A 25,521-nucleotide genomic window follows, 5' to 3' on the forward strand; every position below is an offset into this window, starting at 1 on the left:
TATTCATTCTGCCTCACTATCCTTTTCTCGCTTCTCGCTTCTCGCTTCTCGCTTCTCGCTTCCTTACACCACCTTGATTATGTCTATAATTTGCTTAGATTTAAGGCTATCTAACTTGTCATCAGCAAACTGCGTCGCAGAAACATGAAATCAATATTTTAGTGTTTTACACTAGTGCTAAGTTTGCGCGTTTTAGCCCAGTGAGAGGACCGTTTCTTGGCTGCTGAGCGCGCAATGCAGTGGAACCCGGACGATAAAAAGGTAAAACAATGAAGCAACGCCTGATTGTAAAGACCGCTTTGAGCGCGGCTATCTTGGCAACTCTTGCCGGATGTGCAACGCAACCAGCACACGAATGGAATGAAGACACAACTTACAAACTGACCGTACTGCACACCAACGACCACCATGGTCGTTTTTGGCAAAACAAGTACGGTGAGTACGGCATGGCGGCACGTAAGACGCTAATTGATGAACTGCGTGCAGAGATTCAAGCCGAAGGCGGTAGCGTGCTTCTACTATCAGGTGGTGATATCAACACAGGTGTGCCTGAGTCTGACCTGCAAGATGCTGAGCCTGACTTTAAAGGCATGAGCAAGATTGGTTACGACGCGATGGCACTGGGTAACCATGAATTCGATAACCCACTGGAAGTGTTGTTCAAACAGCAAGAGTGGGCAAACTTCCCAATGCTGTCTGCCAACATTTACGACAAAGAAACTGGCGAGCGTCTGTTCCAACCTTATGCCATGTTCAACAAGCAGGGCATCAAGATTGCTGTGATTGGCCTCACGACAGAAGACACGGCAAAACTGGGTAATCCAGAGTACATCGGCGAGGTTGATTTCCGCGACCCGAAAGAAGAAGCGAAAAAGCTGATTGCTGAACTAAAGCAAACTGAAAAGCCAGACCTTATCTTTGCAGTGACACACATGGGTCACTACGAAAACGGCAACCGTGGTGTGAATGCGCCTGGTGATGTGGCCTTGGCTCGCTACCTAAACGAGGGTGACTTGGACATGATTGTGGGTGGCCACTCACAAGAGCCTGTATGTATGGAAGGCCCTAACGTCATTAAGAAGAACTTTAAGCCGGGTGATGAATGTAAGCCAGATGAGCAAAACGGCACTTACATTGTGCAAGCGTACGAGTGGGGTAAGTACGTTGGTCGTGCTGATTACGAGTTCCGCAACGGCGAACTATCGATGGTGAGCTACGATCTGATTCCGGTTAATTTGAAGAAGAAAATCAAAGTGAATGGCGAATCTCAACGTGTATTGGTTCAAGATGAAATCGTACAAGACTCGGCAATGCTGGATTTCCTTCGTCCTTACCAAGAAAAAGGTCAGGGCCAGTTGAGTGTGAAAATTGCTGAATCTAACGGCAAGCTGGAAGGAGACCGCAACGTTGTTCGTTTCCAACAAACCAATCTTGGTCGTTTGATTGCAACTGCCCACATGGAGCGCGCTAAAGCGGATTTCGCTGTGATGAACTCGGGCGGTGTGCGTGATTCGATTGAAGCCGGCGACATCACCTATAAGGACGTTCTGACGGTTCAGCCATTTGGCAACATGGTGTCTTACGTCGATATGTCGGGTAAAGAAGTTCTTGATTACTTAAATGTTGTAGCGACGAAGCCCGTTGATTCTGGTGCTTACGCTCAGTTTGCTGGTATCTCAATGACGGTTGAAAATGGCAAAGTATCGAATGTCTTTATTGGTGAAAAACAGCTTCGCCTAGATGGTCAATACCGCTTTACCGTACCAAGTTACAACGCGTCAGGTGGTGATGGTTACCCGAAAGTGAATACTCATCCGGGTTACGTCAACACGGGATTTACGGATGCAGAGGTACTGAAAGAGTTCTTGGAATCACACAGCCCAATTGACGTAAACGAATACGCGCCTTCTGGTGATATTGTTTACAAGTAAAAAGCGATTGACTCAAAGTAGCTGATACCATTAACTTAAAGCGCTGCTCCTCACTCAGGGGCAGCGTTTTTTGTTTTATAAGGAGAATCTTGATGACTCCGGCCATTAATCTTGCGAAAAAGAAAAAAGTTACACACACCATTCACCAATACGAGCACGATCCAAGAGCAGACAGCTATGGACTAGAAGCGGCTGAGGTATTGGGACAAGATCCAAAGAAAGTATTCAAAACCTTGTTGTTCTGTTTGAACGGCGAGCCAAAGAACCTTGCGGTTGCGATTATCCCTGTTGATCAAAAGCTGAACCTAAAACTGGCGGCGAAAGCAGCGAAGGGCAAAAAGGCTGATATGGCCGATCCGGAAATCGCGCAAAAGACCACAGGATATGTTGTGGGTGGGATTAGCCCACTGGGGCAGAAGAAAGCGCTGCCGACTTTTTTGCACGAAAGCGCAACAGAGCAAGACACCATCTGTGTGAGCGCAGGTAAACGTGGTTTAGAAATCGAGTTAGCACCGAAAGATTTACTGAGCTTAACTCGCGGGCAGTTTGCCCCTCTTTGCCTGTAAATACATGACAAATAAAAAGGACGCCCATGAGCGTCCTTTTTTGATTTATCCAGTCAGTGAAGCGTTACTTCTTCAGACTCAATGTACCACCAGTGCGTTTAGCTGGTTTGCTTGGCTTCGCGGCATTTGGGTTCATGTAATGCTGCTTCGGCTTACTCGGTGATTGAGGTTTGTTTGCTGACTGCGTATTGCTCGATGCATCTGGTTTACGGTGCGATTTACCATGCTCGCCTTGCGGTCTGCTGCGTTCACCTTGTGGTTTCGCTTTGTAATGCTCTTTTGCTGGGCGTCCATCTTCATCATCACGCTGACGGCGCTGTTGGCCTTTTTTCGAGTTCGGGGCATGACGGAATTCATCCGCGTTGTTACCACGGAACGTGCGTGTTTTTTGGTTGCGGCGCGCCGTTGAACCTTGGTTCTCTTCACGGCTATCGTACAGCTTCGCGTCGGTCGCTTTACGGATGTTGCGGCCTCTAGAATCTGTTTTTGATGCTTCTTCTGTACCCACAGAGCCCTCACACATTGCTAGGATCTCTGCCACTTCGTCGTCACTCAGGTAACGCCATTTACCGTTAGGAATGCCATCAAGTGAGATGTTCATAATACGTACGCGACGCAGCTTGAATACTTCGTAGCCTAGCGCTTCACACATACGACGGATCTGACGGTTCAAACCTTGAGTCAGTACGATACGGAAAGAGAATTTGGTCTCTTTCTCTACTTTACAAGGCAGAGTAACCGTATCGAGGATCTTCACACCGCTCGACATCTGCTTGAGGAATTCACCCGTGATTGGTTTGTCGACACGTACTACGTATTCTTTCTCGTGGTTGTTACCCGCACGCAGAATCTTGTTTACGATGTCGCCATCGTTAGTAAGGAAGATCAAACCATCGGAAGGTTTATCCAGACGACCGATAGGGAAGATACGCTTTTTGTGGCCGATGAAATCAACGATGTTACCCGGAATATCACGCTCAGTAGTACAAGTGATACCGGTTGGTTTGTTCAACGCGATGTAAATTGGTTTTTCTTTCGCTGCAACAGGGTTGCCATCAACACAAACATCATCGCCTGGCAGTACTTTTGTGCCCATCTCTGGTTGTTGACCATTAATAGTGACACGGCCTTGCTCGATAAGACGGTCTGCTTCACGACGCGAGCAAAAGCCCGTTTCGCTGATGTATTTGTTTAAGCGTTTTGCGTTGTCTTGTGACATGTGAGTCTCCTAACGTTTCACAACGGCGGTTAATAGAAGTGCCTGCTGCGAATTAAAGCAGCAAGGCGAGATAAGGTCGGGCATTCTAGCACCGAGAATCCGGTTAGCCTAAACGTTTTTGATGACGTTCACGCGTCTCCATTTTCTTTTCAGCACTCTTTCTTAATAGAACGTACACAGCACCACTGCCACCGTGGAATCGTTGTGCACTGTGAACACATTGCACTTCACGAATTTGTTGCAACCAACTCGCGACAAAACTCTTCATTAATGCTGGTGGATTCGAGCGTTCGCCACGGCCATGTACGATCACCACGGTACGGATATCCATCTCAATACATTGTTTGAGGAATTTAACGACTTCGTCACGCGCTTCTTTTAGCGTTTTACGGTGCAGATCAAGTCGAGCTTGGATCGGGTACTTACCAAGGCGCAGTTTGCGGTATACGCCATCTTGTACACCATCTCGTTTGAACTCGATAAAGTCATCAGGTTTGAGCATTTCTGCATGGTCAATCGACAAGTATTCAGGATCATCTTCAGTGAGCCAAATCGCGGCTTCGCGCTTCGCCAATTGAGCATCTGTCACGTGATGCACTTTTTTATGGTTAGCGGTGTCTTGGTCGATAGGTTTTACATCGCCCATCATCTGTTGGAACAGATCAAAATCGTCGTCTTGAGACATAACGGCAATCTCATAAAGAACAGGGTAGGAATAGTAAGATTATATCAATGAGTGGTGTATTGGGATCAAATAAAAAACCGGAGTGGGCAAGTAACCAACTCCGGTGCAAAGCGTTTCTAGAGCTAAGCGAGATCTAGTGAGGAGATTTGTCGTTCATAACCTTGTACACGAAGAAACCGCCGTAAAATAGCATTAGACCAATTGCCCCAAAGATTACAATCATTGACGATAGTCCCACCGCATTACCAAATAGGAGATCAAGCCAAAAGTCCATATGTTTCCTCCAAGATATTTCCGACATGGATAACGTTAATGGGTGGTGTTTTTTTGCACACTGATCTGGATCAATTATGTTGCCGAGGTTAATAATCTGTATTTTATTGTGGGTTCTTAGTCACATTTCACGTGCTAGTGTTCAGTAAATCATCAAACGAATTAAGACATTACGTTTTTTTTGTAAAAAGCGCTTGCGTCTCTCTAAAGAATCCGTAATATACGCATCCGTTGACGGGGATAAGTCCTCAGTTAAACATCTCGGTGAATAGCGCAGCTTGGTAGCGCATCTGGTTTGGGACCAGAGGGTCGGGGGTTCGAATCCCTCTTCACCGACCACTTTTAGAAAAGCCGCAACAGAAATGTTGCGGCTTTTTGCGTTTTACGGCTTTTCTGATTCGAGAACGCTTCGCTTCGGGAACGGACTTCGTCCTTCGAGATGCGAGATAGGGAAACGCTACGCTCCGAGAGTCAGAGCGCTTCGCTTTAGGAATCGAGAGGTACTCGTTGAGAGTATAGAGATAAGAAGGTGTTGACGGAACTTGTTCCTAGAAAAGCAAAATAAGTCGAATCCCGAATCCCGAATCCCGAATCCCGAATCCCGAATCCCGAATCCCGAATCCCGAATCCCGAATCCCGAATCCCGAAAAACAAAAAGGGCCGATGTTCTCACATCAACCCTTCTCTTTATTTTCGAAGCGTAGCGCTGTCGTATCTCGACTCTAGCCTCTCAATTCTTTAGTACTGATCTTCAGACCAACCATCGCTGTCCGACATATCCGGAGCACCAGCAATGGTATTTTCTTCATCAGCCCATTCACCAAAATCAATCATTTGGCACTGCTTGCTACAAAAAGGGCGGTGAGGACTTTGCTCGCCCCATTCAACGTCTGCACCACATTGTGGGCATGGAACGACAGTAATTTTAGACATCGTCATTCGTCCTATTTATTCGGTGTTCAAAGGTATTAAGGCAATAGTAGTGCGTGTTGTGCTTAGCTACAAACCGCAAGTTCAAACTCGACGTCTTGCGTGCAAGCTTGACCACTTTCAAAGGCCATGAATTTGATGGCAAAACGGTTCTTATGGCCCGAAATCATCGGGTAAACACCGTATTCCATTGGGATGTGTAAACGTAGGATATTGGCTTCATCCGCGTCACTTTGGAAGAACCCTGCGCGAGCAATTTGGGCTTTAAAATGGCCCGTTTCACGAGTCAGTTTCAGCCATAAAGCTAAGGCATCAGAGAGCGGCTTTAAGCTTGCTTGCCACTGGTCAGCATCGTGCTTTTTACGCTCAATCGGTAAGTGAAGCCAGTAATGCAAAGCAGGTAGGTCGAAACAACATGAACCACCCGGTAAGTTAAAACGCTGGCGGATTGAGCTTAAGAAACGATCTTCCTTAAGCGCTTGACCGAAACGCTCAGCCGTCATCAGTTGGCTATGAACGACATCGATCTCATTAAGCAGTTCGCCAAGTGCCTGTTGATCGACACCGTCAACATTTAGCCAGTTGCGATAAGCTAAACGCTGCTTCTCTAGATCTTTCGCCAATTCGCTTTTCAGCTGGATCTGCTCGAAGATTTCGACCATATCGAAAAGCGCACGGAAGAAAAGCTGATATTGGTGGTTATCAGCAAAACCAGAGGCTAGGTGAGCCTGACGCAGCAAAGACTCAACTCTTAAGTAGATGCGAGTTTTTTCATTTAACGGATGTTCAAATTTGTGCGTGGTCATCGACAGTAGCCTTGGTGAGTTTCATTCCTATTTTCGCAGATTTTTCTTACACATGGCTAGGTACTTTTCGTGTAAATCTGTGATTTGAAGCAAAAGATCTGGGTCATCTGGATTATTCTTCACCACATCATCGGCCAGAGCAAGTCGTTGCTCACGAGAAGCTTGGGATGCCAAGATAGCTTTTGCTTGCTCTTCGCTGACATTATCGCGCTTTACGGTTCTTGAGACCTGGGTTTGTGGGTCAACATCCACGACAAGAACGCGATCACATAAGCTATCAAGCTTATTCTCTACCAATAAAGGTACAACTAAAAGCGCGTAGTCCGATGTGACTTGCTCCAAGTCTTCGATCATCTTTTCACGAATCATTGGGTGCAATAAGCCGTTTAACCAAGTCTTTTCTTCTGGATTAGAGAAAATTCTCTCTCTTAGCTTGGCTCTATCCAGCATTTGATCATCGCGGACAATATCAGCGCCAAAGTGCTCAATGATGGCATTTAGCCCTGGAGTTCCTGGCTCCACGACTTCGCGAGCCACGATATCAGCATCGACAATGTCGATCTTGAACTGCTGTTTGAATAGGTTTGCCACCGTAGTCTTGCCACTTGCAATACCACCAGTAAGGCCAATAACGAAAGCCATTTACACTCCTAGAATCGACGTAAAGTACCAGTTGAGGATTTGATGGCCCCAAATTAGGCTTACCCAGCCAGCAATCGCAAGGTAAGGGCCGAAAGGAAAGGCTTTCTCGATACCTTGTTTTTGCAAGCGCAGTTGGATAAGACCAAAGATGACGCCAACCACCGAAGAGAGCAAAATGATCATCGGTAGAGATTGCCAACCCAGCCAAGCGCCCAATGCCGCAAGGAGTTTAAAGTCACCATAGCCCATGCCTTCTTTGCCTGTTAGAAGTTTAAACAGCCAGTAAACACTCCAAAGACACAGATAGCCTGCCATTGCACCAATGATAGAATCTTGTAGGCTGACAGGACTGATACCAGCAAGAGCAAGTGCGATACCTGCCCACATCAATGGTAGAGTCAGTTGGTCTGGCAACAACATGGTATCGAGGTCGATAAACGTGGCAGCAATCAATACAAAGGTAAAGAAAACCAGCGCTACAGTGAAGTAGCTAAAACCGAAATGAAAAGCGATAAAACCCGAACAAAACGCAGTAAGCAGTTCAATAAGAGGGTAACGAGCACTGATAGGCGCTTGGCAGTTGTGGCACTTGCCTTTCAGTAATAGCCAGCTAATCACCGGAATGTTGTCTCGGATGCGAATGGGAGTTCCGCATTGCTGACAAGATGAGCGCGGTACGCTTAACGTCAGCGTCTCTTTGGGTGGTTCAATCTTATATTCAGGGAAGGATTCAGCGCACTCACGTCGCCATTCTAGTTCCATGATCTTGGGTAAACGGTAAATAACCACGTTGAGGAAACTACCCACAATCAAACCGAAAATTGTGGCAAACACAACGAATAGCCATGGGTAGTACTGGAATACTTCCATATCTGTCTCTTGAGCGATGAATCAAATAAGCAAGATGCTGTTTTGATGGTATTAATTTGCTAAAGGATCATTCTATCCTAATACGCTCATCAAATTAAAGATTGGTAAGTACATTGCTGTGACTAGACCACCAACCACCACGCCAAGAAAGACGATGATCAATGGTTCTAAAATCTTACTCAGATTATCAACGGTATTATCCACTTCAAACTCATAAATAGCGGCTATCTTGTTGAGCATATCATCCAATCGACCTGACTCTTCACCTATCATGACCATTTGCAGTACTAGCTCAGGGAAAACGTTACAGTTACGCATGGCAATATACATCGGCATACCAGCTGCAGTGTCTCGATACACTTCTTCAATTGCTAATTGATAGTGCATGTTACCGGAGGTTTTTGAGGTGGTTTTTAATGCGGTGAGAATTGGAATACCCGCACTAAAGCTGGTTGCTAAAGTACGGCTAAACTTGGCAATGGCGGCTTTGGATAATACTGGCCCCAAGATAGGGACTCTTAAACTCGAGCGCGCAGCTAAAAGGCGAAATGAATCGGATCGCTGCGACATAATTTTGCCGGAAATAAGCAGGCTCACAAAACTCAGTCCAATAAAAGGGCCCCAGTTTTGGGTCCAAGCAGAGAGGTTGAGTACCATCTGAGTAAAGGCGGGTAAGTCGGCTCCAAAACCTGTAAACATCTTTTCAAACTCAGGGATAACTCTAGTCAGCATTAAATAGGAAACCCCAAGCGCTACTAAAACCACCATCGCTGGGTAAATGAGCGCTTTAATCACTTTTGCGCGCAACTGCTCGCTCTTTTCTCGATAAGTTGCCAAACGCTCAAAGACTTGAGATAGGTTTCCGGACTGTTCACCAGTCGCGATTAGGTCTGTATAAAGCGGATCAAAATGTGTACTGGCAGTGCGCATGGCTTTCGACATCGGTGTCCCTGCCTCTACCGCTCGTGTGACACTCATCAGAATCGATTTCATCTCGGCTTTTTTGTGGTTCTCTGAAACCAACTTAAGTGCCTGAACAATCGGTACGCCCGTCATTAGCATGGTGGCAATTTGGCGAGTAAATATCGTGATGTCTTTGCCTTTGACGCGATGACTGATCTTGGTGATAAAAGAAATGCTGCCTTTCTTCAGTTTCTTTATCTTGATGTGTTGAGCATCGAGGCGCTCTCTTACCTCGATTTCGGTCATTGCGAGCACGTTTCCAGAGGTTTTTTTACCCGAGCTATTAATGCCTTTCCAACGGTAGTTCTTGAGTTGAGGAGCGATGGTTTTCATAAACTGAGTGACTGCCTAATAATTCTTATAAATGTTAAAAGTAGAGAACGCGCTGCAATTCGCTGAAGCTGGTAATGCCTTGTTTGAGTTTTTCGATGCCAGACATTTGTAAGGTTTGCATACCATTGGCAATGGCGAGTTTTTCTAATTCGTGTACCGAGGCGCCTTTGATGAGTGCTTCTGAAAGGGATTCATCAAACTTCATCACTTCGTAAATGCCGGTTCGCCCTGAATAACCATGGGTACACTCGTTACAACCGTCGGGATTAGCTTGAAAGATCTGTTCGGTGCTGGTGATTCCAATATGTTGAAGTTGGCTGTTTGGCTCTTGAGGTTGTCTACAATATGGACAAAGTTTTCTAGCCAAACGCTGGGCGATGATCAAACTGAGAGAAGAGGCGAGGTTAAAGCTTTCTACGCCCATATTAGACAAGCGAATGACAGTCTCGGCAGCTGAGTTTGTGTGTAAAGTGGAGAGAACTAAGTGGCCAGTCTGTGATGCTTTGATCGCGATTTCTGCTGTGTCGAGATCTCGGATCTCGCCCACCATGACTACATCAGGGTCTTGACGTAAGAAAGAGCGAAGCGCCTCTGCAAAACCAAAGCCGATCTTTGGCTGAACTTGAACTTGGTTAATGCCGGGCAGGTTAATCTCAACGGGATCTTCAGCGGTTGAGATATTGATCTCTGGTTTATTAAGAATGCTCAATCCAGTGTAGAGCGAGACCGTTTTACCGCTACCTGTTGGGCCTGTCATCAGGATCATACCTTGCGGACGGCGCAGGGCATCCAAATAAAGTTGTTTCTGTGAGTCGCTATAACCTAGCTTATTGATATCTAATGCTGCAGAACTGCTGTCGAGCAAACGCAGAACAATCTTTTCCCCAAAAAGAGTTGGTAGTGTGGAGACACGCATATCAATTGCAGTGTCTTGGTTTAATTTGAGCTTGATGCGTCCATCCTGTGGTAAACGGCGCTCGGCGATATCAAGCTTAGATAAGATTTTTATCCGAGCTGAAAGGCGACGGCTTAAATGACTCGGAGGCTGCTGAATTTCAATTAAGATGCCATCGCAACGCAAGCGCACGCGATACATATTTTCGTAAGGCTCGAAGTGAATATCGGAAGCCCCTTTACGGACAGCATCGAGTAAAATTTGGTTGATATAGCGACTGACCGGCGATTCATCTTGGCTGAGATCTTCGATGTTTTCAATTTCATCCTCACCAATATCAACCAAACCCGCCAGTTCATCTTGGTTGATTTCTTTAAGACCGGATTTTTCTTGCCCAAGCGATCGGCCATATAAACGTCGAATGGCTGCTGTTAGCTCACGAAAGTCAGCGAGGACAAGTTCGACTTGCAAACCTGTCGCAAAACGAAAGTCATCTTCGGCTTGAAGGTTTGTTGGGTCGGCAACAGCAAGAATCAAAGTTGAAGAGGTGCGGTTAAGCGGCAAAGCGTTATGGCGAGTGATGAGATCGCGTAAGCCGAGCGTTTGACATAGCGAAGCGTATTCGTATTGGTTAAGAGAAGTGCAAGAAAGCCCGAATACTGAGCTTAGGTGTTCTGTCAATTCGTGAGATTGGAAAAAGCCAGAACTGAGTAAAGCCTCCGGCATCGAAATGCCAGAAGCTTTTACTTGCTCAAGTAACGATTCTTCTTGGGAAAAGGTCAGTATTCCTGCTTGGCGAAGAACCGTTGAAAGGTTGGTTAGCACTATTTTTTTAGTTACAGCTTTTAATGGTTTGTCCTGTAGTGTTATTACAAGACCAGCCTGAGGCACTTCGAGTATATGTGATGTTTGTACTGTTGAGTGTTGCGTTAGTACCAAAGTTAAATGCAACGCTTCCTGCCTCTGAGACGCTTCCATCTTGGGTTAATGCGATTGTACCAAGAGTATTCATACCAGCAGAGGCTCCAAGATCTGCAAGGTTATTAGTCGCGGGAAATGCTCCATTTTCCTGAATGTACATATCGATATTAGTTAAAAGAGCACGTACTGTACCCATTCCTGCAGCAGCTTCAGATTTTTTTACATAGTTTTTGTAAGCAGGGATAGCTACTGCAGACAAGACACCAATAATCGCTACTACAATCATCAATTCAATCAGTGTAAAACCTTGCTGCTTCTTCTGTTTATTCGTGTTCATCTTCTTTCCTTAAGATAAATTTAGTTAATGCTTATGCATGGCACAGAAGAGTAAAAAGAGTAGAAACAAGTGGAAACTGGAAACGAAGGGGCTCTCGAGTGAGATAAAGATCTTTGCACTCTGGTTGCATATTGTGTGCAAGGTTTTGCGAGTGGTGTTATTTTTTAAACAGATAAAAATAAAGAGCCTTACGGCTCTTTATTGGATTTTTGATAAGTGTAACTCTATGAGATTAAGAGAGTTACTTGTGTTTATTCACACTGGTTTACTTGAAGCGCATCGAAAGATCCATCGCTTTTAGGTGCTTAGTCAAAGCGCCTACGGAGATGTAATCTACGCCCGTTTCTGCGTATTCAGCGATAGTCTCTAAGGTTACATTACCAGAGTTTTCTAGCGCAGCACGGCCAGCATTGATGGCAACTGCTTCACGCATCATATCTTTGGTGAAGTTGTCTAACATAATGATGTCGGCGCCCGCTTCGATCGCTGCTTTTAGTTCATCCAAGCTTTCCGTTTCTACTTCAACTGGCTTACCTGGGTTCAACTGTTTTGCGGTGGTAATCGCTTGAGTGATACCGCCACAAGCAATGATGTGGTTTTCTTTAATAAGGTAGGCATCGAACACACCGATACGATGGTTAAAGCCGCCACCGCATGCTACGGCATATTTCAAGGCACTACGCAGACCCGGAATAGTCTTACGTGTATCTAATAGACGACACTCAGTGTGAGCAATTTTTTCTGCGTATTCAGCAGTGATGGTCGCGCAACCAGAAAGGGTTTGAATAAAGTTCATTGCGTTGCGTTCGCCAGTGAGTAAATCACGAGCAGGGCCCGTCAGTGTGCAAAGCGTTTGGTTAGGCTCAACTTTGTCACCGTCTTTGACGTGCCACTCGATGGTCACTTTGTCACCTAGTTGTTTGAATACTTCATCTGCCCATGCTTGACCACAAAACACACCGTGTTCACGGGTGATGATGGTTGCTGTGTTAACAGCGTCAACAGGGATAAGCGATGCGGTGATGTCTTTGTCGGCATCCAATACACCACCTAGATCTTCTTTTAGGGTATCGGCTACGGCGCGAGTGATTTCTAATGGAAGCTGTTGCTTAAGGTATTCTAGGCGTTCTTGGCTGTTGTGTGTGTTCTTCATCGCAAATCTTGTCTTGAAAGGGAGATGGCAACGAATGATACTCTCCGGTGTCAATAATTTCAGCAGTTAATTTGCAAAGTAGAGAGGTTGATATGTGCCTAAAAATCGAGAATGGTTGGTTGACGGAGGCTAAGCACGTCCCATCGCCATTTTTTGATGCTCGTTCTGATAAAAATGACATCTCTCTGCTGGTGGTTCACAACATCAGTCTGCCACCGGGTCAATTTGGTGGCTCTTATATAGAAGACTTTTTCACGGGTAACCTCGATCCCAACGCCCATCCGTTTTTTGAGGTGATTCACAAAATGGGCGTTTCGGCACATTGCTTAATAAAGCGTAATGGCGAAATAGTCCAGTTTGTTTCTTTTCTTGATAGGGCATGGCATGCAGGGCAGTCTAGCTTTGCTGGTCGTGAACGTTGCAATGATTATTCCATTGGTGTTGAGCTCGAAGGGACTGAGTTTGTTGCCTATACAGAAGAACAATATCAATCACTTACTGCTTTGACCCATGTGGTCATGCAGACCTACCCGAAAATCACTTTACCTCGAATTACAGGGCATCAGTACATTGCTCCCTTGAGAAAAGCGGATCCTGGTCTAAGCTTTGACTGGGTCAAATACAGACAGCAATTACAAAGCTAACTTGTAGCGAAAGTGTAAATTCAAAAAACAGAAATAAATAAGGCATACACTCAGTTATGCCTTTTTTTGATACAAGAAATATGAGCGCTTGTTAAAAGTTAACTACATTTTGAAGGTTTAAAACGGCTGGTGGTGCATAACTGTACAGATAATTTTGTCATTTTTTGTTTTTGTTGATCAAATTTACTAGCACGCAGACTTCCCATCTGTTTTGTTTATGTAATTGGTCATACCAATTTTATTGCTGTTTTAATGGTCGATTGTTATCAAAGTGTTGGCTGCAAGTCCGTTCTATGATTTAGGTCAACTTTTGGCTGGACAGTGACGTTTTAATTATGTTAATTTCTGCACCAACTTAAAATTGGTATTACCAATTACCTGCAAGAGTAGAAGAACAATAAATTATGGCTTATCAAAGGATTCGTCAGCCAAAGCTCTCTGATGTTATTGAACAAGAGCTAGAAAGGTTGATTGTGGAAGGAACACTCTCTCCGGGGCAACAATTGCCACCAGAGCGCGAACTCGCTAAGCAGTTCGATGTGTCTCGCCCATCTGTCCGTGAAGCCATTCAGCGTTTAGAAGCAAAACGTCTGCTTACTCGTCGTCAAGGCGGTGGCACATTCGTTAGCGAAAACATCTGGAAGAGTTTCTCAGACCCTTTGTTGAACCTATTGTCATCTCACTCCGAAACGCAGTTAGACCTGCTTGAGTCGCGCCATGCGATGGAAGGTATTTCAGCGTACTTTGCAGCATTGCGTGGTACCGATGAAGATTTTGCTCGTATTCAAGCATGCTTGAATCAAATCAGTGAAGAGCAAAAAGGCGACAACGTTGAAGCAGAAGCGGCGGCAGTTATGCAGTTCCTTATTGCTCTAACAGAAGCAGCACACAATGTTGTGTTACTTCATATCGTTCGTAGCCTTGCCCCTTTGCTTGAGCAAAATGTTCTACAGAATCTAAAGCTCTTACATCGCCGCGATGAAGTGGTCGATAAAGTAAGTAAACACAGAGCTAATATCGTGGATGCGATTGTTTCTGGTCAGCCTGAAAAGGCACGTGAAATGTCTCACTCACATTTAGCTTATATTGAAGAAACATTGTTGGATTTGACTCGAGAAGAGTCTCGACGAGAGCGTTCTCTGCGTCGAATTCAGCAAGGTAACGATTCTTAATACAAGAACCGCTTACTTAAATAAGTAGATCCAACCAACAGAAGGATAGATCGCCATGTCTGACATGAAGCATGACGTAGATGCACTGGAAACTCAAGATTGGCTACAAGCCCTTGAATCCGTTGTTCGTGAAGAAGGTGTAGAACGTGCACAGTTTCTACTAGAAACCGTTCTAGAAAAAGCACGTCTAGACGGCGTTGATATGCCAACTGGCATCAACACAAACTACATCAACACTATTCCAGCAGCACAAGAACCAGCTTACCCTGGTGATGTAACTCTTGAGCGTCGTATTCGTTCGATTATTCGCTGGAACGCAATCATGATCGTATTGCGTGCTTCTAAGAAAGACCTAGACCTTGGTGGTCACATGGCTTCTTACCAGTCAGCAGCAGCGTTCTACGAAGTTTGTTTCAACCACTTCTTCCGTGCTCCAAACGAGACGGACGGTGGCGATCTAGTTTACTACCAAGGTCACATCTCACCGGGTATCTACTCTCGTGCATTCGTTGAAGGTCGTCTAACTGAAGAGCAGCTAGATAACTTCCGTCAAGAAGTAGACGGTAAAGGTATCCCATCATACCCGCACCCTAAACTGATGCCTGAGTTCTGGCAGTTCCCAACAGTATCTATGGGTCTTGGTCCAATTTCTGCGATCTACCAAGCGCGTTTCCTTAAGTACCTAGACGGTCGTGGCCTAAAAGACACGTCTGCACAGCGTGTATACGCGTTCCTAGGTGACGGTGAGATGGATGAGCCGGAATCACGTGGTTCTCTATCTTTCGCTGCGCGTGAGAAACTGGACAACCTAACATTCCTAATCAACTGTAACCTACAGCGTCTAGACGGCCCTGTAATGGGTAACGGTAGCATCATCCAAGAGCTAGAAGGTCTATTTAAAGGCGCTGGCTGGAATGTTGTTAAAGTTATCTGGGGTAGCAACTGGGATGCTCTACTTGCTAAAGATACAACAGGTAAGCTTCTACAGCTGATGAACGAAACTGTAGATGGTGACTACCAAACATTTAAATCTAAAGATGGTGCTTACGTACGTGAACACTTCTTTGGTAAGTACCCAGAGACAGCTGCACTAGTTGCAGACATGACTGACGACGAAATCTTCGCACTTAAGCGTGGTGGTCACGAGTCTTCTAAGCTGTACGCAGCTTACAAGAACGCAGCAGAAACTAAAGGTCGTCCAACAGTAATCCTAGCTAAGACTGTTAAAGGTTACGGCATGGGTGAAGCGGCTGAAGGTAAGAACATCGCGCACCAAGTTAAGAAGATGGACATGACTCACGTACTACACCTACGTGATCGCCTAGGTCTTCAAGACATCCTAACTGACGAAGCAGTGAAAGAACTTCCATACCTGAAACTTGAAGAAGGCTCAGCGGAATACGAATACCTACACGCTCGTCGTAAAGAACTAAAAGGTTACACGCCACAGCGTCTACCTAAGTTCACTCAAGAATTCAAAACACCTGAGCTAGAAGAGTTCGCTCCGCTACTAAGCGAGCAGAAGCGTGATATCTCTACAACAATGGCTTACGTACGTACTCTTAACATCCTGCTTAAGAACAAGAACATTGGTAAGAACATCGTTCCTATCATCTGTGACGAAGCTCGTACATTCGGTATGGAAGGTCTGTTCCGTCAGATCGGTATCTACAACCCGCACGGTCAGAACTACACACCTCAAGATCGCGACATCGTTTCTTACTACAAAGAAGCAACTTCAGGTCAGGTTCTACAAGAAGGTATCAACGAGCTAGGCTCAATGGCTTCTTGGGTTGCAGCTGCGACTTCTTACAGCACGAACGATCTACCAATGATCCCGTTCTACATCTACTACTCAATGTTTGGTTTCCAACGTGTAGGTGATATGGCGTGGATGGCTGGTGACCAACAAGCTCGTGGTTTCCTACTAGGTGCTACTGCAGGTCGTACAACGCTAAACGGTGAAGGTCTACAGCACGAAGACGGTCACTCGCACATCATGGCGAATACAGTTCCTAACTGTATCTCTTACGACCCAACATTCGCTTACGAAGTTGCAGTAATCATGCAAGACGGTATCCGTCGCATGTACGGTGAGAACCAAGAGAACGTGTTCTACTACCTAACTGTAATGAACGAAAACTACGCAATGCCAGCAATGCCAGAAGGCGCTGAAGAAGGCATCCGTAAGGGTATCTACAAGCTTGAGTCTTACGCTGGTGACAAGTCTAAAGTTCAGCTAATGGGCTCTGGTACTATCATGAACGAAGTACGTAAAGCAGCGACTATCCTAAGCGAAGAATACGGCATCGCATCTGACGTGTTCTCTGTAACATCGTTCAACGAGCTAACTCGTGACGGTCAAGACGTAGAGCGTTACAACATGCTTCACCCAGAAGCAGAAGCGAAAGTACCTTACATTGCACAAGTAATGGGTACTGAGCCAGCAATCGCAGCGACTGACTACATGAAGAACTACTCTGAGCAAGTTCGTGCGTTTATGCCTTCTGAGTCTTACAAAGTACTTGGTACTGATGGTTACGGCCGTTCTGACAGCCGTGAGAACCTACGTCGTCACTTCGAAGTTAACGCAGGCTACGTAGTAGTTGCAGCTCTTACTGAGCTAGCGAAACGTGGTGATGTTGAGAAATCAGTAGTCGTTGAAGCGATTGCTAAGTTCAACATCGACACTGAAAAAACTAACCCACAATACGCTTAATACAGCGCTTAACTAGAAGGTAAATAAGCAATGGCAATCGAAATTAATGTACCTGACATCGGTGCGGATGAGGTTGAAGTTACTGAAATTCTTGTAAGCGTTGGCGACAAGGTTGAAGAAGAGCAGTCTCTGATCACTGTTGAAGGCGACAAAGCTTCTATGGAAGTTCCAGCGTCTCAAGCAGGTATTGTTAAAGAAATCAAAGTAGCGGAAGGTGATTCTGTTACTACAGGTTCTCTTATCATGATTTTCGAAGCCGAGGGTGCAGCAGCAGCTGCACCTGCTCCTGCAGCAGAAGCGGCTCCAGCAGCAGCTCCAGCTCCAGCAGCAGCGGCAGAGCTTAAAGAAGTTCACGTTCCTGATATCGGTGGCGACGAAGTAGAAGTTACTGAAATCATGGTTGCAGTTGGCGACAGCATCGAAGAAGAGCAATCTCTTTTAACGGTTGAAGGCGACAAAGCATCAATGGAAGTTCCAGCACCATTCGCTGGTACGCTAAAAGAGATCAAAGTTGCTGCTGGCGATAAAGTAACAACTGGTTCTCTAATCATGGTATTCGAAACTGCAGGTTCAGGCGCAGCAGCGGCTCCAGCAGCAGTAGAAGCTCCAGCGGCACCTGCGGCGGCTCCAGCGGCAGCAGCTGAGAAAGAAGTAAACGTTCCAGATATCGGCGGTGACGAAGTTGAAGTTACCGAAGTAATGGTAGCGGTTGGCGACACAGTAGAAGAAGAGCAATCTCTAATCACTGTTGAAGGCGATAAAGCTTCTATGGAAGTTCCTGCACCATTCGCTGGTACTGTTAAAGAAATCAAGATTGCAGCGGGCGATAAAGTAACGACTGGCTCTCTAATCATGACTTTCGTTGTTGAAGGCGCAGCTCCAGCTCCTGTAGCAGCACCTGCACAAGCAGCAGCTCCAGCACCTGCGGCGGCTCCTGCTCCAGCAGCAAAAGCTGAAGCGGCACCTGCAGCGAACGATTTCCAAGAAAACAACGACTACGCACATGCATCTCCAGTTGTTCGTCGTCTTGCTCGTGAATTCGGCGTTAACCTATCTAAGGTTAAAGGTACAGGTCGTAAGAGCCGTATCCTAAAAGAAGACGTTCAAGCTTACGTTAAAGATGCACTTAAGCGTCTTGAGTCTGGCGCAGGTGCAGCAGCATCTGGCAAAGGCGACGGTGCAGCGCTTGGTCTACTACCTTGGCCAAAAGTTGACTTCAGCAAGTTCGGCGAAACTGAAGTTCAGAAGCTTTCTAAGATCAAGAAGATCTCTGGTGCAAACCTACACCGTAACTGGGTAATGATCCCTCACGTTACACAGTGGGACAACGCTGACATCACTGAGCTAGAAGCATTCCGTAAAGAGCAGAACGCAATCGAAGCTAAGAAAGACACTGGCATGAAGATCACTCCTCTTGTGTTCATCATGAAAGCTGTTGCTAAAGCACTTGAAGCGTTCCCAGCGTTCAACTCTTCACTTTCTGAAGATGGCGAAAGCATCATTCTTAAGAAGTACGTGAACGTAGGTATTGCAGTAGATACGCCAAACGGTCTTGTTGTTCCTGTATTTAAAGACGTGAACAAGAAAGGCATCTACGAGCTATCTGAAGAGCTAATGGCAGTTTCTAAGAAAGCACGTGCTGGTAAGCTAACAGCTGCTGACATGCAAGGCGGTTGTTTCACAATCTCTAGCCTTGGCGGTATTGGCGGTACAGCGTTTACACCAATCGTAAACGCGCCAGAAGTTGGTATCCTAGGTGTATCAAAATCTGAAATGAAGCCTGTGTGGAACGGTAAAGAATTCGAACCACGCCTACAACTTCCACTGTCTCTATCATACGACCACCGTGTGATCGATGGTGCAGAAGGTGCACGCTTCATTACTTTCCTAAACGGTGCACTATCAGACATTCGTCGCCTAGTACTGTAATTGAGAAAGTAATAGTTAAGGTGGCTTTCGGGTCACCTTAATTCTTTATATAAAAGACTATTTTTAGACGACAATTTCTTCCATCGTTCAGAAACTGAAAGATGAATTGTTGTCTAGCTCACAGGCTAACTTAAAGCTGCTTTCACACTGTTAACATCTCTGTAAAATATTGACCGTTTGAAAGCCTAATAATTTAAGAACATCTACTCAGCCTGTTAGGGATAATGACTACAAGAGGTCACAATGAGCAAAGAAATTAAAGCCCAAGTTGTTGTACTTGGTTCTGGTCCTGCTGGTTACTCAGCTGCATTCCGTTGTGCGGATCTAGGTCTAGAAACAGTACTAGTTGAACGTTACAGCACTCTTGGCGGTGTATGTCTAAACGTTGGTTGTATTCCATCTAAAGCACTTCTTCACGTTTCTAAAGTTATCGAAGAAGCGAAAGCGATGGCTGAACACGGTGTTGTGTTTGGCGAACCACAAACTGACATCAGCAAAATCCGTATCTGGAAAGAGAAAGTTGTAAACCAACTAACTGGCGGCCTTAGCGGTATGGCTAAGATGCGTAACGTTACTGTAGTAAACGGCTACGGTAAGTTCACAAGCCCTAACTCTATCCTTGTAGAAGGCGAAGGCGAGTCAACAACGGTTAACTTCGACAACGCTATCATTGCTGCGGGTTCTCGCCCAATCAAACTGCCATTCATCCCACACGAAGACCCACGTATTTGGGATTCAACGGATGCGCTAGAGCTAAAAGAAGTACCAGAAAAACTGCTTATCATGGGCGGTGGTATCATCGGTCTAGAAATGGGTACGGTTTACCACTCTCTAGGTTCTAAAGTAGACGTAGTAGAGATGTTTGACCAAGTTATCCCTGCTGCGGATAAAGACATCGTTAAAGTCTTCACTAAGCGTATCAAAGACAAGTTCAAGCTAATGCTTGAAACTAAAGTGACAGCAGTTGAAGCGAAAGAAGACGGTATCTACGTTTCAATGGAAGGCAAAAAAGCTCCTGCTGAAGCTGAGCGTTACGATGCAGTTCTTGTTGCTATCGGTCGTGTACCAAATGGCGCACTAATTGATGCTGAAAAAGCGGGTATCGAAGTGGACGAGCGTGGCTTTATCAACGTTGATAAGCAAATGCGCACTAACGTTCCTCACATCCACGCAATCGGCGACGTAGTTGGCCAACCAATGCTTGCTCACAAAGGTGTGCATGAAGGCCACGTAGCGGCAGAAGTTATCTCTGGTAAGAAACACTACTTCGATCCTAAAGTTATTCCTTCAATCGCTTACACTGAGCCAGAAGTAGCATGGGTTGGTAAGACTGAGAAAGAAGCGAAAGCAGAAGGCATCAACTACGAAGTGGCAACATTCCCATGGGCAGCATCAGGTCGTGCAATCGCATCTGACTGTGCAGACGGTATGACTAAGCTTATCTTTGATAAAGAGACTCACCGCGTAATCGGTGGTGCTATCGTTGGTACTAACGGTGGTGAACTGCTTGGTGAAATCGGTCTAGCTATCGAGATGGGTTGTGATGCAGAAGACATCGCACTAACTATCCACGCTCACCCAACTCTACACGAGTCTGTGGGTCTAGCTGCTGAAGTATTTGAAGGCTCAATCACTGACCTTCCAAACAAAAAAGCAGTGAAAAAGAAAAAGTAATTTTTCTTGAACGTTGAATGATAAAAACCGCTGATTCGTCAGCGGTTTTTTTATTGGAAGAAAAGAACGCTGCGCTTGGAAATTCGGTAACTCTTCGCTTTAGGAATCGAGAGGCGATTGCTGGGAGGCTATTGAAAGAGGCTCGGCTCTAAAAGGAGTTGACGGGATTTGTCCCTAGAAAGACAAAATAAAGCCGTTTCCCGTTTCCCGTTTCCTGTTTCCCGTTTCCCGTTTCCCGTTTCCCGTTTCCCGTTTCCTGTTTCCCGTTTCCCGTTTCCGTTTCCTGTTTCCCGTTTCCCGTTTCCCGTTTCCTGTTTCCCGTTTCCCGTTTCCTGTTTCCCGTTTCCCGTTTCCTGTTTCCCGTTTCCCGTTTCCCGTTTCCCGTTTCCCGTTTCCCGTTTCCCGTTTCCCAAAAACAAAAAAGGCCAATACCTAAGTATCAGCCTTTGATTTTTTAAGCCTAATTATTTTTTAGTGATGTTCACGGTTGTAGATGCATAGCATATCTAAGTATGCACTTACTAGGTTCGTTAACTCAGCTTCGCTCTTAGAGCGGTTTGCTTGTACGAAAATAGAGTAGCAAATACCGTGGAACAGATTCGCCAAGTGTTCCGGTTCATGTTGGTCACAAACTTCACCACGCTCGATCGCTTTGATGAACATGTTTTGCACTAGAAGTTGGTTAGTGCGGTTTGTGGTCACGAACAATGGCCATACTTCATCACGTGTCGATGCGCTCCACTCAAACCAAACTTTCAGCCAATGGCAATCTTGGCTTACTAGCTCAATCATTGCATTAGTGATGTTGGCGATGTTTTCGCGCGCGTGGATGTCTAAGTCGATGTTATCCGACAAGAAGTTAGAGAACTGACGCACAACGTGGTTCAGAACTTCATCCACCAAATCTTCACGAGTAGGGAAGTAGTTAAATACTGTCGCAACAGAAACTTGAGCGATCTCTGCAATATCCGCGTGACCACCACGACCAATGCCGCGACGAGCAAACACTTCAAGAGCGATTTCCATCAGTTGCTGTTTACGTTTTAGAGGGGAAAGCCTAGTACGAGGTCTCTTTGCAATTGAGTCCATAATCCTTTTTCCTTGCCATTTGAGTTGATGTTTTGGGGATAATCCCCTAATTGATTATTTTAATAGTTGCTTAAAGCATTGATGAGTGTAATGGTGCATATGTGCGAGGTCAACATCTGATGCACAATTTATAGACAGTAATGTCATTATTGATGTTTCATTCAACTAGATAAGTTCTAAAATTAAGACTTTCATTCAATAAATCAAAGCAATGGTAAGCGGCTTTTAACCCATGGTGTGGGGTGTTACACTACACGCCGCAAGATAAGGTGATCGTTTGCGTACGACCTACCTCAACCCACAAAGAAAATTGAGCACAGTATGAAACATACAGTAGAAGTCATGATTTCTGAGCAAGAAGTTCAGGAACGTATTCGTGAATTAGGCAAGCAAATTACAGAACGCTACCAAGGCAGCGAAGATCTGGTAATGGTTGGTTTGCTACGTGGTTCATTTGTATTTATGGCCGATTTGGCTCGTGCAATCGAACTGACTCACCAAGTCGACTTTATGACCGCTTCTAGCTACGGTAACACGATGGAAAGCTCTCGTGACGTACGTATCTTGAAAGACCTTGATGATGACATCAAAGGCAAAGACGTACTGATCGTTGAAGACATCATCGACACAGGTAACACGCTAAACAAGATCCGTGAAATCCTATCTCTACGTGAGCCTAAGTCTATTGCGATTTGTACACTACTAGACAAGCCATCACGTCGTGAAGTTGAAGTGCCAGTTGATTACGTCGGTTTTGCGATTCCTGACGAGTTCGTTGTTGGTGTGGGTATCGACTACGCTCAAAAATACCGCCACTTACCATTATCGGTAAAGTGGTACCACAAGAGTAATCGTTACTTTTTGTTTAAAGAATACAAAAACGCCCGTTAAGCAATTAACGGGCGTTTTCTTTTATTCAGTCTGGTTAAGCTTATTGCTTAGCGACAAAGTAATTTGTTATCTGCATTCAGAATCGTTGAGAGTGCTTTTTGGTAAGAAGCTTCCACAGTCTCTTTTGAGTTAGAACGGATGCCTAAGTACTCTAGGCGGCCATCTTCAATTCCGTATACCACGCCATGAATTTCCACATCCTGACCACGTTCCCATGCGTTTTGCATATGGTGGAGTTACCTAAGTTGTAAACTTGCTCGGCAACGTTGATTTCACCCAGTTTATCAGCGCGGTCTTCAAGGGGCATCTGGTCAAGGTAAGTGCGATGTTTAAAGTACAGGTCACGAATGTGAAGTAGCCAGTTATTGATTAAGCCAAGCTGAGGGTTATCAATGGCAGCATTAACACCACCACAGCCGTAGTGACCACAAACGATGATGTGCTTCACTTTCAATACGTCGACCGCGTATTGCACTACAGAGAGGCAGTTTAGGTCGGTGTGGATGACCTGATTAGCAACATTTCGGTGAACAAATAACTCGCCCGAGAAAAGCCCAGTTAATCGCTCTGCTGGAACGCGACTGTCTGAACAACCAATCCAAAGAAAGTCGGGCTTTTGACCTTCCGCTAGCTTTGCGAAATATTCTGGACGATCAGATTTAATTTCTTCTGACCACTTAGAGTTATTTTCGAATAATTGTTTAATTTCCGGCATCTGACATCTACTTCCCTAAAAATTAAAAAAACCAACCACTCACTATTGCTTATAAAGCGATCAGCGCTGTAACTATACACAATGTTACAATTTCGATCCCGTTAAATATTCATCAAAGATGACTCATCTGACGAGTTCTCGCAGTTAAAATCATAAAATATGCAGACATCATTCAGTATGCGAATAAACCTAGCTAATTCGCGGGTTTATTGTGTTTTTTTCTTTGACGAAATATTTGTTAGATTGATGGCATTTTGTCTTTTTAATGCAGGGAGCAAATTCAATGTTCGGTAGTCGCTTTAAGGATATCAACTTGAAAGGGGATCTGTTTGGTGGTGTCACGACGGCCATTATTTCACTTCCTCTTGCGTTAGCCTTTGGTGTGGCATCTGGCGCGGGCGCGGAAGCTGGCTTATGGGGCGCGATCATGGTGGGGCTTTTTGCTTCGTTATTTGGTGGTTCTAATACCCTCATCTCTGAGCCAACCGGTCCAATGACGGTGATCATGACCGCGGTACTGACTAGCATGATGGCTAAGTATCCAGAAACGGGAATGGCCATGACGTTCACTGTGGTTATGATGGCGGGTGCCTTCCAGATTGTGCTTGGTACGTTAAAGCTGGGTAAGTACGTTACGTTAATGCCTTACAGTGTGATATCAGGATTCATGTCAGGGATTGGTGTGATTCTTATTATCTTGCAGCTGTCGCCTTTGCTTGGTCATGCAGCACCGTCTGGTGGGGTAATCGGGACGTTATCGGCATTGCCCGACACAATCTCTAACTTAAAGTTTAGTGAGTTGTTTTTAGGCTTGCTGACGTTAGGCATCTTATTCTTCTTCCCGAAGCAGTATCGTAAATACGTTCCCGCTCAACTTGTCGCGCTGGTGGCGGTTACTTTGTTATCGGTGATTCTGTTTGATGCAGAAGACATTCGTCGAATTGGTGAAATACCAGCAGGTTTGCCTTCTTTGGTCGTGCCACATATCGATCCTGCTATGTTCACTGAGATGGTTATTGATGCATTGGTACTGGGTACACTAGGTTGTATTGATACCTTATTAACCGCAGTGATTGGCGACTCTTTGACGCGTAAAGAGCACGATTCGGACAAGGAGCTGCGCGGGCAAGGTTTGGCAAACATGATCTCTGGCCTGTTTGGTGCACTGCCTGGTGCTGGCGCTACAATGGGGACCGTAACCAACATCCAAGTCGGTGCTCGTTCACCATTATCCGGAGTCATTCGCGCATTGATTCTGGCGTTGGTGGTACTGGTTGCAAGTGGATTAACCGAGCCAATCCCAATGGCGGTACTGGCGGGCATTGCGGTTTATGTCGGTTTCAATATTCTTGATTGGAGTTTTATCCAACGTGCTCATAAGGTGAGCTTCCCGGGGATGGCGGTCATGTATGGCGTGATGCTATTGACGGTGTTTGTGGATTTGATTGTCGCCGTTGGTCTTGGTGTGTTTATCTCTAACATCATTATCATTGAGCGCTTGAGCCGTGAACAAGCACGTCAAGTTAAGGCGATCAGTGATGCAGATGAAGACGATGTTCCGCTGACTGACAGTGAGCGAGGACTGTTAGACAGAGCCAATGGCAAAGTGTTGTTCTTCTATCTTTCTGGGCCAATGATCTTCAGTGTTTCGAAGGCAATTTCGCGTCAGCACTCCAGTATCTCGGATTACGAAGTGATGATCCTCGATCTAACAGATGTACCTATGATTGATGTGACCGTTGGGTTGGCGCTAGAGAACGCCATCAAAGATGCTTTGGATGCGAAGTGTGAAGTCTATTTGCTGTGTCCAAACCAACGTACGCGTGAGCAGTTAGAGAAATTCCACGTGATTGACTTGGTACCTGATGAGAACACTTATAAGTTCCGCTACGAAGCATTGAATGCAGCGGTAAAACATGTAGAAACCGATGAGCATCAAATGCTAACGATGTAATCTAAGTCATTTATTTAAAAGCGCTATCAGAGAGATTTGATGGCGCTTTTTTGGTAAATGGAATCGAGGATTTATAGTTATTTCTAATTTTATAGAAAGGTTTATTTGTATTCATCGTTATTCAACGATAAACTAATTCAACTTCAGTGCAATATCGCTTTCGACTCTTGAGTCGCTATCAATGATCCCCAACGGTATTGGCATTCACGA

General features: G+C 45.3%; 20 protein-coding genes, 1 tRNA gene and 2 pseudogenes. 10 read left to right on the plus strand and 13 right to left on the minus strand.

The features are described 5' to 3' along the window. The first annotated feature begins 269 nt into the window (after window positions 1–269). Window positions 270–1,931: a bifunctional UDP-sugar hydrolase/5'-nucleotidase UshA gene (ushA, locus tag KHO06_RS03800; protein ID WP_212582117.1), complete on the plus strand. Its 1,662-nt coding sequence runs from the start codon at window positions 270–272 to the stop codon at window positions 1,929–1,931. Window positions 1,932–2,023: 92 nt separating this feature from the next. Then, window positions 2,024–2,497: a Cys-tRNA(Pro) deacylase gene (gene ybaK / locus KHO06_RS03805; RefSeq protein ID WP_005438610.1), complete on the plus strand. Its 474-nt coding sequence runs from the start codon at window positions 2,024–2,026 to the stop codon at window positions 2,495–2,497. A 64-nt stretch (window positions 2,498–2,561) separates the two neighbouring features. Here the strand turns inward: ybaK and rluF are convergent, their stop codons facing one another. The 3 genes from rluF to KHO06_RS03820 all read right to left on the minus strand — a co-directional run bounded on the left by rluF (window position 2,562) and on the right by KHO06_RS03820 (window position 4,675). Then, window positions 2,562–3,716 carry a 23S rRNA pseudouridine(2604) synthase RluF gene (gene rluF / locus KHO06_RS03810; protein WP_212582118.1) on the minus strand — a complete coding sequence of 385 codons (1,155 nt, stop codon included), beginning with the start codon at window positions 3,714–3,716 and terminating at the stop codon, window positions 2,562–2,564. 103 nt (window positions 3,717–3,819) lie between these two features. Beyond that, window positions 3,820–4,401: a DNA endonuclease SmrA gene (gene smrA, locus KHO06_RS03815; RefSeq protein WP_038891618.1), complete on the minus strand. Its 582-nt coding sequence runs from the start codon at window positions 4,399–4,401 to the stop codon at window positions 3,820–3,822. A 133-nt stretch (window positions 4,402–4,534) separates the two neighbouring features. Continuing rightward, window positions 4,535–4,675 (minus strand): DUF3149 domain-containing protein, encoded by a 141-nt coding sequence (locus tag KHO06_RS03820; protein WP_010650907.1) that lies wholly within the window; start codon window positions 4,673–4,675, stop codon window positions 4,535–4,537. A gap of 261 nt (window positions 4,676–4,936) precedes the next feature. On the opposite strand from KHO06_RS03820, the gene KHO06_RS03825 reads away from it, so the two are divergent. Beyond that, a tRNA-Pro gene (locus KHO06_RS03825) sits at window positions 4,937–5,013 on the plus strand. A gap of 399 nt (window positions 5,014–5,412) precedes the next feature. Here the strand turns inward: KHO06_RS03825 and yacG are convergent. From yacG to nadC, 8 genes are all read right to left on the minus strand, one after another. Beyond that, window positions 5,413–5,613, minus strand: a complete 201-nt coding sequence (yacG, locus tag KHO06_RS03830; RefSeq protein ID WP_012128882.1) for a DNA gyrase inhibitor YacG — start codon at window positions 5,611–5,613, stop codon at window positions 5,413–5,415. 56 nt (window positions 5,614–5,669) lie between these two features. Beyond that, a complete protein-coding gene (gene zapD / locus KHO06_RS03835; protein ID WP_012128881.1) occupies window positions 5,670–6,410 on the minus strand; it encodes a cell division protein ZapD in 741 nt (246 codons plus the stop codon). A gap of 27 nt (window positions 6,411–6,437) precedes the next feature. Further along, window positions 6,438–7,052 carry a dephospho-CoA kinase gene (gene coaE, locus KHO06_RS03840; RefSeq protein ID WP_045451194.1) on the minus strand — a complete coding sequence of 205 codons (615 nt, stop codon included), beginning with the start codon at window positions 7,050–7,052 and terminating at the stop codon, window positions 6,438–6,440. Beyond that, window positions 7,053–7,922 carry an A24 family peptidase gene (locus KHO06_RS03845; RefSeq protein ID WP_012128879.1) on the minus strand — a complete coding sequence of 290 codons (870 nt, stop codon included), beginning with the start codon at window positions 7,920–7,922 and terminating at the stop codon, window positions 7,053–7,055. It abuts the gene before it with no gap. A 72-nt stretch (window positions 7,923–7,994) separates the two neighbouring features. Further along, complete coding sequence (locus KHO06_RS03850; protein WP_012128878.1) at window positions 7,995–9,218, minus strand: type II secretion system F family protein; 1,224 nt, start codon at window positions 9,216–9,218, stop codon at window positions 7,995–7,997. Between the two features lie 34 nt (window positions 9,219–9,252). Next, the gene (pilB, locus tag KHO06_RS03855) at window positions 9,253–10,938 is read right to left on the minus strand and encodes a type IV-A pilus assembly ATPase PilB (RefSeq protein WP_038891992.1); all 1,686 of its coding nucleotides are present in this window, start codon (window positions 10,936–10,938) and stop codon (window positions 9,253–9,255) included. 7 nt (window positions 10,939–10,945) lie between these two features. Then, window positions 10,946–11,371, minus strand: a complete 426-nt coding sequence (locus tag KHO06_RS03860) for a pilin (RefSeq protein WP_212582119.1) — start codon at window positions 11,369–11,371, stop codon at window positions 10,946–10,948. A gap of 265 nt (window positions 11,372–11,636) precedes the next feature. Then, window positions 11,637–12,524: a carboxylating nicotinate-nucleotide diphosphorylase gene (gene nadC / locus KHO06_RS03865; protein ID WP_212582120.1), complete on the minus strand. Its 888-nt coding sequence runs from the start codon at window positions 12,522–12,524 to the stop codon at window positions 11,637–11,639. Between the two features lie 92 nt (window positions 12,525–12,616). Here nadC and ampD point away from each other — a divergent pair, with 92 nt between their 5' ends. From ampD to lpdA, 5 genes are all read left to right on the plus strand, one after another. Further along, window positions 12,617–13,168, plus strand: a complete 552-nt coding sequence (ampD, locus tag KHO06_RS03870) for a 1,6-anhydro-N-acetylmuramyl-L-alanine amidase AmpD (protein WP_038891990.1) — start codon at window positions 12,617–12,619, stop codon at window positions 13,166–13,168. A gap of 404 nt (window positions 13,169–13,572) precedes the next feature. Further along, the gene (gene pdhR, locus KHO06_RS03875; protein WP_005428674.1) at window positions 13,573–14,340 is read left to right on the plus strand and encodes a pyruvate dehydrogenase complex transcriptional repressor PdhR; all 768 of its coding nucleotides are present in this window, start codon (window positions 13,573–13,575) and stop codon (window positions 14,338–14,340) included. Window positions 14,341–14,395: 55 nt separating this feature from the next. Continuing rightward, window positions 14,396–17,059, plus strand: a complete 2,664-nt coding sequence (aceE, locus tag KHO06_RS03880) for a pyruvate dehydrogenase (acetyl-transferring), homodimeric type (protein ID WP_038891989.1) — start codon at window positions 14,396–14,398, stop codon at window positions 17,057–17,059. Window positions 17,060–17,089: 30 nt separating this feature from the next. Then, entirely contained in the window at window positions 17,090–18,988 is a 1,899-nt protein-coding gene (gene aceF / locus KHO06_RS03885) for a pyruvate dehydrogenase complex dihydrolipoyllysine-residue acetyltransferase (protein ID WP_079400991.1), read from the plus strand. A 243-nt stretch (window positions 18,989–19,231) separates the two neighbouring features. Further along, window positions 19,232–20,662 (plus strand): dihydrolipoyl dehydrogenase, encoded by a 1,431-nt coding sequence (gene lpdA / locus KHO06_RS03890; protein WP_005446266.1) that lies wholly within the window; start codon window positions 19,232–19,234, stop codon window positions 20,660–20,662. 471 nt (window positions 20,663–21,133) lie between these two features. Here the strand turns inward: lpdA and opaR are convergent, their stop codons facing one another. Continuing rightward, window positions 21,134–21,751 (minus strand): transcriptional regulator OpaR, encoded by a 618-nt coding sequence (gene opaR, locus KHO06_RS03895; protein ID WP_005428669.1) that lies wholly within the window; start codon window positions 21,749–21,751, stop codon window positions 21,134–21,136. A gap of 321 nt (window positions 21,752–22,072) precedes the next feature. Here opaR and hpt point away from each other — a divergent pair. After that, a pseudogene (hpt, locus tag KHO06_RS03900) lies at window positions 22,073–22,602 on the plus strand (hypoxanthine phosphoribosyltransferase). Between the two features lie 87 nt (window positions 22,603–22,689). On the opposite strand, the pseudogene can reads toward hpt, so the two are convergent. Continuing rightward, window positions 22,690–23,357, minus strand: a pseudogene (can, locus tag KHO06_RS03905) (carbonate dehydratase). Between the two features lie 283 nt (window positions 23,358–23,640). Between can and KHO06_RS03910 the strand changes: the two are divergent. Beyond that, window positions 23,641–25,311 (plus strand): SulP family inorganic anion transporter, encoded by a 1,671-nt coding sequence (locus KHO06_RS03910; RefSeq protein WP_038891985.1) that lies wholly within the window; start codon window positions 23,641–23,643, stop codon window positions 25,309–25,311. The last annotated feature ends 210 nt before the right edge of the window (window positions 25,312–25,521 follow it).

It is taken from the genome of Vibrio sp. B1FIG11 (genome assembly GCF_905175335.1).
Classification (GTDB): domain Bacteria; phylum Pseudomonadota; class Gammaproteobacteria; order Enterobacterales; family Vibrionaceae; genus Vibrio; species Vibrio campbellii.